A 15,127-nucleotide genomic window follows, 5' to 3' on the forward strand; every position below is an offset into this window, starting at 1 on the left:
CCTGTCTACTTATTTAGAGGAATTTTTAGTCAATTAGCTGCATTTAGTTACTTACTGCTGCAAGAGGGATGAGCAAATAGAGAAGTAATACTACTCTAGTAAGACGTGAAGACCGATCCCGGTGATGGTGCAACTCTCCGTAAAATGACGATATGAGAACAAATTGTTCTATCTGCATTTGAGCATTTAAATTTGGTCGTCCCTCAATCAGCCTATGCAACCTACTAATCCCAACCAATTTACAGAAAAAGCCTGGGAAGCGATCGCCCACACTCCTGAGATTGCTAAACAGCATCAACAGCAGCAGATAGAAAGCGAACATCTGATGAAGGCGCTACTGGAACAAGATGGTTTGGCCAGTGGGATTTTGACCAAAGCAGGTGTGAACTTACAAAAAATTGGCGATCGCACTGAACAATACATCCAGCGCCAACCGAAAGTCTCAGGTAACAGCACCTCAGTCTACCTGGGGCGGAGTCTGGATACACTGTTAGACAGAGCAGAAGCACATCGTAAAGATTTTAAAGACGAATATATTTCTATTGAACATTTATTACTGGCTTACCCTAAAGACGATCGCTTCGGCAAAGGTTTATTCCAAGAATTCGCTTTAGACGAAGGCAAGCTCAAAAATATTATTAAACAAGTTCGTGGGAGCCAAACAGTGACTGACCAAAATCCAGAAGGCAAATACCAATCACTGGAAAAATACGGGCGTGACCTCACAGAAGCAGCCCGGAAAGGTCAACTTGATCCAGTCATTGGGCGTGATGATGAGATTCGGCGTACCATCCAAATTCTGTCTCGCCGCACCAAAAATAACCCTGTGTTGATTGGTGAACCGGGTGTAGGTAAAACAGCGATCGCTGAAGGTTTGGCACAGCGTATCGTGGCTGGTGACGTACCCCAATCTCTCAAAGACCGCAAGCTAATCTCCTTAGATATGGGGGCGATGATTGCTGGGGCAAAATTCCGAGGAGAATTTGAAGAACGTCTGAAGGCGGTATTAAAAGAAGTCACCGAATCCGGCGGCAATATAGTTTTATTTATTGATGAAATTCATACTGTTGTCGGTGCGGGTGCAACTCAAGGCGCGATGGATGCCGGAAACTTGTTAAAACCCATGTTGGCGCGGGGTGAATTGCGCTGTATTGGGGCGACAACTTTGGATGAATACCGCAAATATATCGAAAAAGATGCGGCCTTAGAAAGACGCTTCCAACAGGTTTACGTAGACCAGCCCAGTGTTGAAGATACCATTTCTATTTTACGTGGCTTGAAGGAACGGTATGAAGTCCACCACGGGGTAAAAATTTCTGATAGTTCCTTAGTAGCTGCCGCTACGTTGTCCAGTCGTTATATTAGCGATCGCTTCCTCCCAGATAAAGCCATTGACTTGGTAGACGAAGCCGCCGCTAGACTGAAAATGGAAATTACTTCTAAGCCAGAAGAACTTGATGAAATCGACCGGAAGATTCTGCAATTAGAGATGGAAAAGCTATCTCTGCAAAAAGAAAGTGATGCAGCTTCCCGCGAACGCCTGGAAAGACTAGAAAAAGAATTAGCAGATCTCAAGGAAGAACAAAGAACCCTCAATACTCAATGGCAATCGGAAAAAGATGTCATTAATAAACTTCAGTCTGTTAAGGAAGAGATTGACAAAGTTAACTTAGAAATTCAGCAAGCAGAAAGAGACTACGACCTCAACCGCGCCGCCGAATTGAAGTATGGAAAGTTAACCGACTTGCACCGGAGACTGGAAGCAACAGAACGGGAATTGTCACAAACCCAAGGCACGGGTAAATCCCTGTTGCGAGAAGAAGTCACCGAAGCCGACATTGCGGAAATTATTTCTAAGTGGACAGGAATCCCCATCAGTAAATTAGTGGAATCGGAGAAAGAAAAACTACTGCACTTAGAAGATGAACTCCATCACCGGGTAATTGGGCAAGATGAAGCCGTCACAGCCGTCGCCGATGCCATTCAGCGATCGCGTGCTGGTTTGGCTGATCCTAATCGTCCCATTGCTAGTTTTGTTTTCCTGGGGCCGACAGGTGTAGGTAAAACTGAACTGGCGAAGGCGCTAGCGTCATATATGTTCGACACCGAGGAAGCAATGGTGCGGATTGATATGTCGGAATATATGGAGAAACACGCCGTTTCTCGGTTAATTGGTGCGCCTCCAGGGTATGTAGGTTACGAAGAAGGGGGACAACTCACAGAAGCCATCCGTCGCCGTCCTTATGCTGTGATTCTCTTCGACGAAATCGAGAAAGCCCACCCGGACGTATTTAATATTTTCCTGCAAATCCTCGATGATGGTCGCGTTACCGATGCCCAAGGTCATACAGTGGACTTCAAGAACACGATTATTATCATGACCAGTAACATCGGTTCCCAGTACATTCTCGATATAGCTGGGGATAACTCACGCTACGATGAAATGCGCCATCGGGTGATGGAAGCAATGCGAAATAGTTTCCGTCCTGAGTTCCTCAACCGGATTGATGAGGTAATTATCTTCCACGGTTTAGATAAGAAAGAATTGCGGCAAATTGTCCAGTTGCAAGTGGAAAGGTTAAAGGCAAGATTAGGCGATCGCAAAATATCTCTCCGGCTCTCCGATGCTGCACTAGACTTTTTGGCAGAAGTTGGATACGACCCAGTATTTGGGGCGCGTCCACTGAAGCGGGCGATTCAGCGCGAGTTAGAAACGCAAATCGCTAAGGCGATTTTACGCGGTGAATTTAACGATGGGGACACGATTTTTGTCGATGTGCAGAATGAAAGGTTGTCTTTTAGTCGCTTACCTGTTGAGGTGTTTAGTAGTTAATTAAATCCAGATTGGTTCGCGCAAAGGCGCAAAGGCGCGTCTTTGCGTTTTTTTGTAATTTATCATCAATTTTGAGCCTCATGAAACCTGGTTACTACTAGTACATTGAGATTGATAGAAAGGCGATCGCCTAACTGATGCGATCGCCTTTCTCATCATCTCAAGCATGGAGATTTGCTTGCTCTTGTAACCAAGGATCTACAGGCTGTCCATCTTTACGACGCAATTCAATTTCTATAGCTATTACCTCTTTGGAACCAGGAGGAGCAGGTTTTTGGTGAAAGATAATGTCATAGTCTAAGGGATTATGATTCCTTTCTTTCAACCACTCATGTACTTTCGTAGTCGCAAAGAATGATTGACCTTGCTCAAACATCCGAGTAATCTGCATTTGGAGGGTATAGGGATTTATCCGACCCATAATTTACTACCTTGTTTTAAAATTTCTCTATGCAGGCTAGTTACCTGCTGAACATACTCTAATATTAGTTGAGGGATAGGTATAGGATTTTTAGGGACTTCCAGATAAAAAATATTCAAAATTTAGGGTGCGTCAGTCCGAGAAAACCTAGCTGTACCAAGAAATTATTCATAAGTAGCGCACCCTACTAATCATCAACTTGAAGTAATTTATTTTTTGAGTGTGGGAGTTCGGTAAACCTCATATCCTAAATTTGGTGATTAGCACTCAAATTTAATCTATCTCAAGGCAATTTGCCATAATTGCTAGTTACGGTAAGCTCTAATTTGTAACCTGTAAAGTAACGGTTAGAATTAAAGCTAAGAAGTAATTGAGGAGCCACCAGGATGCAAGCAACATACGATTCCGATAAACGCAAATTGCTATCATCTCTGTGTCACGGGGCGATTTTCTTTAGTACAGCAATCTTTTCGATTGGCGTGCCAATTGTTATTAATTTAATATCTGACGATCCAGTAGTTAAAAGCAATGCCAAGGAATCGATTAATTTTCACTTTAATGTTTGGTTCTGGGCTACTGTAATTGGTGTACCGTTAGGTGTCTTATCATGGCTTACCTTCGGTATTGGCGGGATTTTGTTCTTTCCTATAGTAGCTTTAGGTTTTGCTATCCACTGGGGATTGACAATTTGGGCGATTATACATTGTCTAAGCCAGTCTGATGTACCGTTCCGCTATCCATTTATTTTTAGAGTGTTTTAACCCTCTTATGTCACTTTCCGAGTAATCTAAATAAAAGGGTTAAAAGAAAAAACTCTGGAAGGTAAGCAGGGCAATGGATGTAGAATTACAAATCCTGGAACATTTGGCAAGAGATGCCCAGCCCACAGTTGCGCTCGTAGATGAATATTGTGCAGAGTACAAAGACCTGTTCAAAGAAGTAAGAAATTATGAATGTTTTAAATATTTACACTTAGGGATAATTTCTCCTATTAAAAGAAAATCATTACCAGAGATAGCGAAAGTAGTATCCCTTTTCTGTCACTCTCCGAGAGAGCGATCGCTATAAGCCTGATCAGGCAATCAATACAAGCTATCCTATTAGAAAAAAATGAGTGTTGTATTTGTTATTAGGAAAAAATCTGGCGATTGCTTGCTACACAAAAGCCCTAGAATTCAGAAATGGTAAAAGTTTTCGGAGAGTGACAGAACAGGGATAACTGAAAATGCCGACAGCACTAAGAATAAAGCTGACAACAGAAGAAGACAAAACCTTGCAGGAGTTAAGCTTTGCAGATAATGTACCTCGAAGAGTCAAAATGAGAGCGATCGCATTAAGACTGAATGCAGATGGTTTAACAGTGCCAATGATTGCTGGTCACTTACATATTCATGAGCATACAGTGAGAGCAACATTACGTAGATGGGAAAACCTGGGATTAGGTGGATTGTGGGAAGCACCCGGACGTGGAGGAAAGCGGAAGTGGAGTTTAGAAGATATAAATGCGATCGCCCATTCAACGCAAAATCTGTTCAATCATTCGGTTAGCTTGGGAAGCATAACCACCGCCAAATAAATTGAAGTGATTAAGGATGTGATACAGGTTATAGAGTGTTTTCCGTCGTTCATAACCACCATCTAAAGGAAACACTTGGTTATAACCTTTGTAAAAAGCTGCGGGGAAACCGCCAAAAAGTTCTGTCATAGCGAGATCAACTTCTCTATCCCCAAAATAAGTAGCTGGATCAAATATCACTGGTTCCCCAGACACCGTACACCCAGCATTCCCACCCCACAAATCGCCATGAACTAAAGCGGGTTCTACTTCATGATCTGCCAATAGTTCTGGAAGCGCACCTAGTAACTCATCTTGTTTGGGAAAATTCCCACCCCGTCGCCTGGCTAACTGAAATTGATAACCAAGGCGATGTTTGCTATAAAATTCCGTCCAATCTTCCGTCCAAGTGTTGATTTGCGGTGTGGAACCAATGGTGTTATTCATATCCCAGCCATACCCTTGCTGACTAGTGGCTTTGTGCATTTTCGCCAAATTGCGTCCCATTTCTTCCCAGGAATTGGTGTTACCACTTCCCATTTCCAGCCATTCCAAAACAATATAGCTAGAGTTACCTGCAATTCCCCAACAAATTGGTTTTGGGACACGGATGCTATTTGTCGCCAACATTTGCTCTAATCCCAGGGTTTCCGCCTCAAACATGGCAACTTGAGATGCTTGATTAAGTTTGACAAAATACGTCAATGTACCATCAGCAACAGCATAGCCCTGGTTAATACATCCACCACTAACCGATCGCCTCTGCTGACTTTGAAACTTTTCGCCAGTCACCCGGCTAATTTGGGTATCTATTTCTGTCCACATCTTCAGAATTCAAAATTCAAAATTCAAAAATCTCTAGGATTAACACATAGGGTATGAGAAACTTACGTATTTTCTCACACCCAATTCCCAATCTACGCTGGTTTCATGACAACCACACCATAAGCCTCTGGGCAAAGATACTGGTTAGCAGCCAAGAGTAAATCTGGTGCTTCTTGGGTTTGAATGTGGGCTGGGTAGTTAAATGCTGGTTCTAAATCTCCTACCAGTGATTGATAGAATCCATATAATCCAGCGCGATCGCTTGGTGTTTCGTTGCCAAAAATAAATCTGTTGGCTACACGCTTACGGACACGGGCGATTTCTTTTTCTGTGACTAACTCTGTTTGTAGTTTACGGATATGTTGAGCGATCGCTTCCTCTACGGCTTGTAAATCTTCTACGGCGCATTTAGCGGAAATATAAAATGTCCCTTGCAAACGATTACTCATATTGCTGACAGAAATCGAAGTTACAAGTCCTCGTTCTTCCCGTAAATCCTGCACTAGCCTTGATGTTCTTCCATGTGCCAAAATACCCGCTAAAACATCTAAGCCATAAGTCTGTTCTAGTTGGTTCAACCCAGGAACTCGCCAAACCATGATCAGTCTTGCTTGCTGAAGACTTTCATCTACAAATTCCCGACGCACAATTTCTGTAAATGCAGGTTCGAGATTGAGGGGGCGGGGAGTGGGGAGTGGGGATGGGGGAGTTTTTTTGAGTTGGTTAAATCCTTCGACAATAGTTTCAATTAACTGTTCTTCCGGTAAATTACCTACAGCTACAGCCGTGATTGACTGGGGTTGATACCAACTAGCGTGAAAATCTCGCATCTGTTGGGGTGTTAGTTGGGAAATTACCGACTCTGGCCCCAATACTGGACGGCGGTAGGGTAACTCTGCAAATGCTGTTTCCATTGCCCGGCGGAAGGTACGGCGACGGGGATTATCTTCGGAACGTTTGATTTCTTCCAACACGACAAAGCGCTCACGTTCAAAGGCTTCATCAGGGATACTTGCATTTAAAACTACATCTATTTGTAATGGCGCTAATTTGGCAAAATCTTGAGGAGCAGTATTTATATAGTAATGAGTGTAGTCTTGACTGGTAGCGGCGTTAGTAACAGCACCTCGCTCTTCTATGTGACGTTCAAACTCACCACTGGCAAGGCGCTCAGTTCCTTTAAAAATCATGTGTTCTAAAAAGTGAGCCATACCGTTAATGGCATCAGATTCTACAGATGAGCCAACATCAATCCACAAGCTGAGATTCACGGCTTCAACTGGCATTTGCTCCACTATGATGGTCAAACCATTGGGTAGTGTATGTAGTTTTGGGGCATTAAGTCGGGGCAATTTCCGCAGGGTTGAGGTCATGGGTAGTGGGGAATTAACTGATCTGTTACTTCATATTATCCGCCACGAGATTAGGGCATGGGCATTTTCTTCGTCTCATAGAAAAACAACGCACAACTAACAACTGACCATTGACACCCAGAGAGCAGTAAAATTATGAGTAGTAATATTAATTTTTGTAAAGTAAATGTCTAATATTGTTAAGCAAGACAAACCCCGTGTAGTCGTGATTGGTGCGGGAATTGGTGGACTGACGGCTGCTGCATTATTAGCCCATCGTGGCTACAGCGTTCTCATCTTAGACCAAGCCCTCGTTCCTGGGGGTTGTGCTTCTACATTTAAACGCCAAGGATTCACCTTTGATGTGGGTGCAACTCAGGTTGCAGGCTTAGAACCGGGGGGAATCCATCACCGCATCTTTTCCGAACTGGAAATAGATTTACCAGATGCAACGCCTTGTGACCCCGCTTGTGCAGTTTATTTACCTGGGGAAAATACACCCATCAATGTCTGGCGCGACCCCCAAAAATGGCAAGAAGAACGCCAAAAACAATTTCCTGGGAGTGAACCATTTTGGCAACTCATGACTACTTTATTTAATGCCAGTTGGGAGTTTCAAGGACGCGATCCAGTTTTACCGCCGCGTAATTTGTGGGATTTGTGGCAGTTAACCCAAGCAGTAAGACCTAGTACCTTCGTTACTGTACCCTTTACATTATTTACTGTGGGTGATGCTTTAAGGTTGTGTGGGTTGGGAAATGACCACCGACTAAGAACGTTTTTAGATTTGCAACTCAAGCTATATTCTCAAGTCAACGCTGAAGAGACAGCTTTACTTTATGCGGCAACGGCGTTGAGTGTGTCCCAACTACCACAGGGATTGTTTCACCTAGAAGGTAGTATGCAGGTATTGAGCGATCGCCTAGTCGAAGCTTTAGAAAGAGATGGTGGTAAATTGTTGATGCGTCATACCGTTGAACAAATTAAAGTAGAAAACGGTAAAGCCTCTGCTGTCGTTATCAGAAACCAAAAAACAGGGGAAGTTTGGACAGAAGCAGCAGACCACGTAGTTGCTAACGTGACTGTGCAGAACTTAGTGCAACTCTTGGGTGACAAGACTCCATCAGGCTATAAACAGCGCGTTAATAAACTCCCCCAAGCATCAGGGGCATTTGTCCTGTATTTAGGTGTAGATGCTAGCGCTATCCCAACCGAGTGTCCCCCCCACTTGCAATTTTTATATGATGCTGATGGCCCAATTGGGGAAAATAATTCTTTGTTTGTGTCGGTGAGTCATGCTGGTGACGGTCGCGCGCCAGAAGGACAAGCCACAATTATTGCCTCATCTTTCGTAGATCCCAAACAGTGGTGGAGTACGGAAGATTACCCAGGTTTGAAACAGAAATTTACCCAAGAAGCGATCGCCAAATTAGCCCAGTACTTTTATCTCAAACCAGAGACAATTATTTATCAAGAAGCTGCCACACCGCGCACCTTTGCCCATTACACCGGACGCGATCGCGGTATAGTCGGCGGTATTGGTCAAAGAATCCCCACATTTGGCCCCTTTGGTTTTGCGAATCGTACCCCCATTGACCATCTATGGTTAGTTGGTGACTCTACCCACCCAGGAGAAGGAACAGCAGGTGTAAGCTATTCGGCCTTGACTGTAGTTAGGCAAATTAGTCATAGTCAAAAATATTGAACTGTTGACTATTGACCGATAACTCCTAACGGATAAGGATATATTTATCCTAGACTTACACTTTAGATAGTGATAAATTTCGCATAACATTAAGTATCTAATTGTGTAAACATCTACACTAGGCTGGATAGATGAATTACGAGATAGCTCGCAAACTCCTAGTAGGACAGACAATAGCAAGTGAGGAAAACCCTGATGCCTTGTTGATGCGAATGAGACATGGAAAACCGCCAGTGCCTGGTCAAATTACCTCAATTTTATTAGCATTGAAAGTAGTATTTGAGGCGCTGAAAGATTCCCCTAGTCTGGACAGGGAATTAGTTTTTGCACTTTATCAGTTAACTGTTAAGGCTCAACAGCTATTTGTGGCAGGACGTAGAGCTGGTGTAGATTGGCCACCACTACTTAAGGAAGATTTGTTACGAATTGCTTTAGCTACCGAAAGTATTTTCTCTGGTGTTTGGCAAACCCCACCCCCTGGAAATTTTTAATAGAGATATCCCCGACTCTTCTAGAAAGTCGGGGATATAAAGATAATCGCCATATCCCAACTAACGATTTCGCAGTTCTGCTTCTAACTTGTCCAAGTCATTCTTGAGTAAAACAGTCATTTGCCCGGTAAAAGCCTTGCCGTTTCTAGGTTGGGCAACTTCTAGCCAATAAGCATAGCGATCGCCCACCCGTAATTCTCCCTTCAACGCCTCCCTGATGGGGGTTTTCGCCAATCGCGCTGAGTTAATGGCGCTTTCGTTGGGATATTCATACAGTACTTGGGCGCGTTTAAAGTCTTGATAAATATCTAACCCATAAATCACCCGCAAGGATTCTTGTAAACGCTGCAAGCTCATGCCGTTAATAGCATCGTACATGGCAATGCGTTCACTACGAATCAAACTCCGGTCTTTGGTAAATCCTACTTTACCAGGAGGTAATACGGATGCTTGAAAAGTGAATCGCTGGGCTGCTGTATCACTTTTCTGGACAAATAATTTTTCTCCAGCCCTGGGACGGAGAGTGGGATGGGCTTGAATCCAAGTACCTACTTCTTCCGTACTTTGTCCTGGTAACGCGTCAGCCTGGGGGCTAGTCAATATTCCTACACATAACCAGGAGACTAGAGAAAAGGGCAAAATCAAAAAGTTCAGCCGAAATTTTTTGAGCATTTTCCTATTCGGGACTCATATAGAAATTTACCCGTGAGGGAATAACCATAGTTTTCCCGTTTTGCAGGAAGATTATTTCAATCACCTACCTAATCAACAAAAGCAGATGTCTGAACTATCTATGAGTTAATATCTCAGCAATATAGCTGTTGACTGTTGATTGTTGACTGTTGACAAGACTTGAAAGCTTTTTATTGTCAGGGTTTTATCTTAGCTTGATGTCCTAATATATCTGGCTACAGCAATACCACTCAGCCCAATTAGTTTACCAACCTTTTGCAAAGGTGGTGATCTTACATCTACAAATTCTGAGTGGAGGCGATCGCCTTCCTTAGTCAAAAACAGATCGATGAACTGGACTGCACTCATCAGATGTCAGGTTGAACAACTAGGAGTCTTAAATTAATGCTGAATGCTAAAACCAGTTTCGCCTTATTGATGGCTGTGTGTCTCATAGCCACCGGAGTTACAGGATATCTACTGGGGGGAATTAATCCAGAGTTAATTCAAGGTTGGTTAAAGGCTGCGGGGATTTGGGCCCCTGTTACTTATGTAGCTGTATATGTGGTTGCGACTATTTTAATTTTGCCATCAACAGCATTGAATTTAACTGGTGGAGCGATTTTTGGCCCCTGGATGGGGACATTCTGGACAAGTGTAGGTGCAATTATTGCGGCGATCGCTGCCTTCATTTTTGCGCGGACAGTAGGACGGGAAATTGTGGCTCAACGACTCGCCGGACGTTGGCAGGCTATCGATGCCGAAGTCAAGCAGGGAGCCGTTTTTTATATGTTTGCTATCCGCTTGATGCCCATCCTGCCCTATGGACTAGTCAATTTTGCTGCCGGTTTGACATCAATCAGCTTCCAGGATTACCTAATTGGTACAGCCTTGGGAACAGTACCCGGAATCTTACCGTTTGTCCTCTTGGGGAGTTCCGGCTTAAAAGCCATCCGCACTGGTGAGGTTCTACCATTAGTTGGTGCTTTGGCATTGATTGGAATGCTAGTTGGTGGTTCCACTTGGTATCGTCGTCGTCGCTCTTTTCCCACTCGTAAAAAACCCTAACACATCTCCACTATGCCGCCTAAATATTCTTTTATCGTCCCGATTTACAACGAAGAAGAAACCATCACAGAAATGTATCGCCGCATTTCCCAGGTAATGGATCAGATGGATGGTTCAGTCGAGTTGTGTTTAGTTAATGATGGCAGCCGCGATCGCTCTCTGAGAATGATGCGAGAATTACATCAAAAAGATCCGCGTGTTGTTTACTTAAGTCTTGCCAGAAATTTTGGTCATCAAATCGCCGTTACCGCAGGTTTAAATTTTGCCCGTGGACAAGTAGTTGTGATTCTCGATGCCGATTTACAAGATCCACCAGAATTGATCGCGGAAATGGTGGAATTATGGCGGCAAGGATATCATATAATTTACGCCCAAAGAATCAAACGCCGTCAAGAAGGCTGGTTTAAACGCTTCACCGCCTATACTTTTTATCGGATTCTCAAACAACTGGCAGATGTTGATATTCCTACAGATACCGGAGACTTTTGTTTATTAGATAGGCAAGTTGTTGATGTACTCAATGCTATGCCAGAGCGAAATCGTTACATTCGCGGCTTGCGTTCTTGGGTAGGTTTTAACCAAACAGCCGTTAAATTTGAACGAGATCCTCGTTTTGCTGGCGATGTTAAATATACATTTCGTAAATCTTTTGCATTGGCAATTAATGGCATAGTTTCCTTTTCTAAGGTACCATTAAGGCTTTCAACTTATTTAGGACTATTTGCAGCAATAGCCTCATTATTAATGTGTCTGTTAGTTTTATACTGGCGGATTTTTACACCCCATTCTCCCCTAACTGGAATCACCATTATTCTCATCGCTATCTTCTTTTTGGGAGCAGTACAACTGGTGAGTATTGGTATTTTAGGTGAATATATCGGGCGAATTTATGAAGAGGTTAAACAAAGACCACTTTATACATTGTCAGAAGTTAGCGGCTTTGAGCAGCAATATCCTGATGCTCAACAATCATTAGATATTTCTTCATCCAATTAAATACTAATGAATTATTGGCACTGAGTTCGTAGCTATATTTTCTAACTAGAAACCATCGCTACCTTAATTACCTTCCGCGCTTTCATATCATCAAATACTTGCTCTAAATCTTTTAAGGGACGCTGTTCACTAATTAATAATTCAAAAGGGATTTTACGGCTAGCTATGAGAGCCAGTGCTGCGCGGACATATTCAGGGGTGTTATGAAAAACTCCTTTGAGGGTGAGTTCGCTGTAGTGCATTTGTTCTGTATTCACTGTAATTGTTGTATCTCGTGGACAACCACCAAATAAGTTGACGATCGCACCAGGACGAGCGCAGGCGAGCGCAGTTTCCCAAACCTTGGGTACACCAGTCGCTTCAATCACTACATCCGCACCCCAGCCTTGGGTGAGGTCTTTTACCGTACCAGGAATATCCGGATTTTGATGATAATTAAAGGTTTTAGCTGCACCCAACTTTTGACCAATTTCTAGTCTTTGGTCGTTACCACCCCACAACAATACCTCCACGTTATCAGCTAAAGTAGCCACAAACATTAACCCAATTGCCCCATCTCCCAAGACAACAACCTTGTCTTGAGGTTTAATCTGAGAACGAGCTACCCCATGCAGGACGCAAGCCAAGGGTTCAGTCATGGCGGCTAATGGTAAAGGCAACTCATCAGGAATCTGCAATAAATTATGCTGTACTATGGGTGCGGGGATTTTTAAGTATTCAGCAAATGTGCCATTATTCCAAGTCAAGTTGGGACATAGGGAATATTCTTGGCGTTGACAAAAAAAACATTTCATGCAGGGTGCAGAATTATTGGCAACTACGCGATCGCCTATTTGCCAACCCGTCACACCCGCACCCACTGCCACAATTTCCCCGGCTGCTTCATGACCAAATAAAGTAGGCAGTTTTAACATCTTGGCATGACCACCACGCCGCCAGACTTTTAAATCTGTGCCACAGGTTGTTGCTGCTCCCACTTTAATTACCACTTCCCCAACCTCTGGAGATGGGTCAGCAAGCTGTTCTAAGCGTAAATCTTCTTGACCATAAAGCAAGGCTGCTAACACAGCTTTAACCCATAAAACTTAGTTTTTCATGATTGTATCAGGAGAAGTGGGTATCGGTGAGGTATGAAAGTAAGGGAATTCCAGATAAAAAAATATCCAAAATATAGGGTGTATCAGCGTAATAAAACTTAAATATACTCAGAAATTATTCATACTGATGCACCTCACCAAACTATCAATTTCCGATAATTTATTTTCTAGTTTTCCCTAATCACACTTTTGCCATTGGCTAAATAGGAAAAACGGTATTTATGCTGATGATCACTGTAAAAAATATAGACATCATATGTAATTAAACATACCCGTTAAACCGAAGTATCGGGGATTTAAATACATGAATGTACATTCAAAATTATTAGTTCAATATACAGAAAATTCCCTAATTAAACTCAAACTTATAAAATATGCTTTTGTGATAGCAGCAGTATTGTGGGACTATCATCAGGCGATCGCCCAAACTCCTGACCCTAGCTCCTTGCCAAAGGATCGTTTAGAAGATATTCCTACTAGGACTTTACCGTCGGAAGTATTACAAAAACCATCAGATCAAGAGCAATTGCCTACTCCAACGGATTTACCAGAGCAGCAAGATCCAGTACAAAATGATACTAATGCCAAATTTCGAGTTGATCGGATTGAAGTTGTTGGTAGTAAGGTTTTCCCACCAGAAAAATTTGCCTCTATTACAGATCCTTTTGTAGGACGAGAAGTATCATTTGCAGAACTGTTGCAAGTTAGAGATGCTATCACCAAACTCTACACTGATAACGGCTATGTAACGACAGGGGCTTTAATTACACCGCAAACAGTAGAAGCTGGAGTTATTACTATTCAGATAGTAGAAGGCAGTTTGCAGGAAATTAAGATTGTTGGTAATCGGCGACTGCGTAGTCAATACATTCGCGATCGCATCCAACTAGGTGCTAGTAAACCTCTGAATGTACCGCGCTTAATAGAAAAGCTACAAATTCTGCGTCTCGATCCCCGTATTCAAAATTTGTCAGCCGAGTTACAAATGGGTGTAGCGCCTGGAACTAACATCTTGCAAGTTGAGGTACAAGAAGCCGATACCTTCTCGCTGACAGCAACGTTAGATAATGGGCGATCGCCTAGTGTGGGTAGTTTTCGCCGGGGGGTAAATCTGCAAGAGGCAAATTTACTCGGTTTAGGTGACACTCTCAGCGTAGGATATAGCAATACAGACGGCAGTAATAGCATTAATTTAAATTACCAGTTGCCAATTAATACCCATAATGGTACTGTATCCTTCGGTCTTAATCAGGGGTGGAACCGTGTAATTGAAGACCCATTCAGCGTCCTAGATATTCAATCAAACACGACCTCTTATGAATTCGGTTATCGGCAGCCACTAATCCAAAAGCCAACCCAGGAATTAGCGGTGGGGCTATCTTTCTCACGCCAAGAAAGCCAAACTGAGTTAGGGCTAGATAATATTGGTGGGTTTCCTTTATCACCTGGTGCGGATGCAGAAGGAAGAACGAAGATTTCTGCCTTGCGCTTTACTCAGGAGTATACTCAACGCAGCAATGAGCAAGTTTTTGCAGCGCGATCGCAATTTAGCTTGGGCGTAAATTGGTTCGATGCTAATGTGAATGAGGATGAACCAGATAGTCGCTTTTTTGCTTGGCGGGGACAGGCGCAGTGGGTAAAGCAGTTAGCCCCAGACACCCTATTTTTAGCTAGAGGCGATATCCAACTAGCCTCAACTTCCTTAGTACCCTTGGAACAATTTGGTCTTGGTGGTCAGTTGAGTGTCCGAGGTTATCGCCAAGATACATTACTTACAGATAATGGTTTATTGTTGTCTGGGGAATTGAGATTACCGATTTTCCGTGCTGCCAAATTGGGAGGCGTGCTACAACTAACACCTTTTATGGACGTAGGTACAGGCTGGAATACCCAAGGCAATAACCCATCACCAAGTACCTTTGTGGGTACCGGGTTAGGGCTGCTATGGAAACAAGGGGATAGTTTCTCAGCTAGGCTAGACTGGGGTATTCCTTTAACATCCGTAGATGGTGAAAAGCGATCGCTCCAAGAAAATGGGCTGTACTTTTCAATACACTATACGCCATTTTAATGGCGGCGCTGATACAACCAATGATTTAATAGCACACTATT

The 15,127-nt window shown here is 43.2% G+C and carries 14 protein-coding genes and 1 pseudogene; 9 read left to right on the forward strand and 6 right to left on the reverse strand.

The window, feature by feature from the left end; genetic code table 11:
• Window positions 1-214 precede the first annotated feature (214 nt).
• Window positions 215-2,833, forward strand: coding sequence for an ATP-dependent chaperone ClpB (clpB, locus tag GSQ19_RS17010; protein WP_011319119.1), 2,619 nt, complete (start codon window positions 215-217; stop codon window positions 2,831-2,833).
• A gap of 160 nt (window positions 2,834-2,993) precedes the next feature.
• Here clpB and GSQ19_RS17015 read toward each other — a convergent pair whose 3' ends face one another.
• Window positions 2,994-3,254: a hypothetical protein gene (locus tag GSQ19_RS17015; RefSeq protein ID WP_011319120.1), complete on the reverse strand. Its 261-nt coding sequence runs from the start codon at window positions 3,252-3,254 to the stop codon at window positions 2,994-2,996.
• Window positions 3,255-3,640: 386 nt separating this feature from the next.
• Between GSQ19_RS17015 and GSQ19_RS17020 the strand changes: the two genes are divergently transcribed.
• The 3 genes and pseudogenes from GSQ19_RS17020 (at window position 3,641) to GSQ19_RS17030 (ending at window position 4,830) form a co-directional block, all read left to right on the forward strand.
• Window positions 3,641-4,015 (forward strand): DUF4870 domain-containing protein, encoded by a 375-nt coding sequence (locus GSQ19_RS17020; protein ID WP_011319121.1) that lies wholly within the window; start codon window positions 3,641-3,643, stop codon window positions 4,013-4,015.
• A gap of 73 nt (window positions 4,016-4,088) precedes the next feature.
• Window positions 4,089-4,289: pseudogene (locus GSQ19_RS17025) on the forward strand (IS701 family transposase); the annotation flags it as partial.
• A 190-nt stretch (window positions 4,290-4,479) separates the two neighbouring features.
• Window positions 4,480-4,830, forward strand: coding sequence for a helix-turn-helix domain-containing protein (locus tag GSQ19_RS17030; protein WP_011319123.1), 351 nt, complete (start codon window positions 4,480-4,482; stop codon window positions 4,828-4,830).
• Here GSQ19_RS17030 and GSQ19_RS17035 read toward each other — a convergent pair.
• Both GSQ19_RS17035 and GSQ19_RS17040 read right to left on the reverse strand, forming a co-directional pair.
• A complete protein-coding gene (locus GSQ19_RS17035) occupies window positions 4,771-5,634 on the reverse strand; it encodes a fructosamine kinase family protein (protein WP_011319124.1) in 864 nt (287 codons plus the stop codon). The two genes, GSQ19_RS17030 and GSQ19_RS17035, sit on opposite strands and share 60 nt — an antisense overlap.
• 92 nt (window positions 5,635-5,726) lie before the next feature.
• A complete protein-coding gene (locus GSQ19_RS17040) occupies window positions 5,727-7,007 on the reverse strand; it encodes a M16 family metallopeptidase (protein ID WP_011319125.1) in 1,281 nt (426 codons plus the stop codon).
• Window positions 7,008-7,173: 166 nt separating this feature from the next.
• On the opposite strand from GSQ19_RS17040, the gene crtD reads away from it, so the two are divergent.
• Together crtD and GSQ19_RS17050 are read left to right on the forward strand one after the other, a co-directional pair.
• Window positions 7,174-8,691: a C-3',4' desaturase CrtD gene (gene crtD / locus GSQ19_RS17045; protein ID WP_011319126.1), complete on the forward strand. Its 1,518-nt coding sequence runs from the start codon at window positions 7,174-7,176 to the stop codon at window positions 8,689-8,691.
• Window positions 8,692-8,822: 131 nt separating this feature from the next.
• Window positions 8,823-9,182: a hypothetical protein gene (locus tag GSQ19_RS17050; protein WP_011319127.1), complete on the forward strand. Its 360-nt coding sequence runs from the start codon at window positions 8,823-8,825 to the stop codon at window positions 9,180-9,182.
• A 60-nt stretch (window positions 9,183-9,242) separates the two neighbouring features.
• Here GSQ19_RS17050 and GSQ19_RS17055 read toward each other — a convergent pair whose 3' ends face one another.
• Entirely contained in the window at window positions 9,243-9,854 is a 612-nt protein-coding gene (locus GSQ19_RS17055) for a hypothetical protein (RefSeq protein WP_011319128.1), read from the reverse strand.
• 210 nt (window positions 9,855-10,064) lie between these two features.
• Window positions 10,065-10,223: a hypothetical protein gene (locus tag GSQ19_RS17060; protein ID WP_153228493.1), complete on the reverse strand. Its 159-nt coding sequence runs from the start codon at window positions 10,221-10,223 to the stop codon at window positions 10,065-10,067.
• 36 nt (window positions 10,224-10,259) lie between these two features.
• On the opposite strand from GSQ19_RS17060, the gene GSQ19_RS17065 reads away from it, so the two are divergent.
• Both GSQ19_RS17065 and GSQ19_RS17070 read left to right on the forward strand, forming a co-directional pair.
• Complete coding sequence (locus tag GSQ19_RS17065; protein ID WP_011319129.1) at window positions 10,260-10,922, forward strand: TVP38/TMEM64 family protein; 663 nt, start codon at window positions 10,260-10,262, stop codon at window positions 10,920-10,922.
• A gap of 12 nt (window positions 10,923-10,934) precedes the next feature.
• On the forward strand, window positions 10,935-11,918 hold the full coding sequence (locus tag GSQ19_RS17070; RefSeq protein WP_011319130.1) for a glycosyltransferase family 2 protein: 984 nt from the start codon (window positions 10,935-10,937) through the stop codon (window positions 11,916-11,918).
• 41 nt (window positions 11,919-11,959) lie between these two features.
• On the opposite strand, the gene GSQ19_RS17075 is transcribed toward GSQ19_RS17070, so the two are convergent.
• A complete protein-coding gene (locus tag GSQ19_RS17075; protein ID WP_011319131.1) occupies window positions 11,960-12,985 on the reverse strand; it encodes a zinc-dependent alcohol dehydrogenase in 1,026 nt (341 codons plus the stop codon).
• 334 nt (window positions 12,986-13,319) lie between these two features.
• Here GSQ19_RS17075 and GSQ19_RS17080 point away from each other — a divergent pair, with 334 nt between their 5' ends.
• A complete protein-coding gene (locus GSQ19_RS17080) occupies window positions 13,320-15,086 on the forward strand; it encodes a ShlB/FhaC/HecB family hemolysin secretion/activation protein (RefSeq protein WP_011319132.1) in 1,767 nt (588 codons plus the stop codon).
• Window positions 15,087-15,127 lie beyond the last annotated feature (41 nt).

Origin of the sequence: Trichormus variabilis 0441 (assembly GCF_009856605.1) — a bacterium.
Taxonomy (GTDB): Bacteria; Cyanobacteriota; Cyanobacteriia; order Cyanobacteriales; family Nostocaceae; genus Trichormus; species Trichormus variabilis.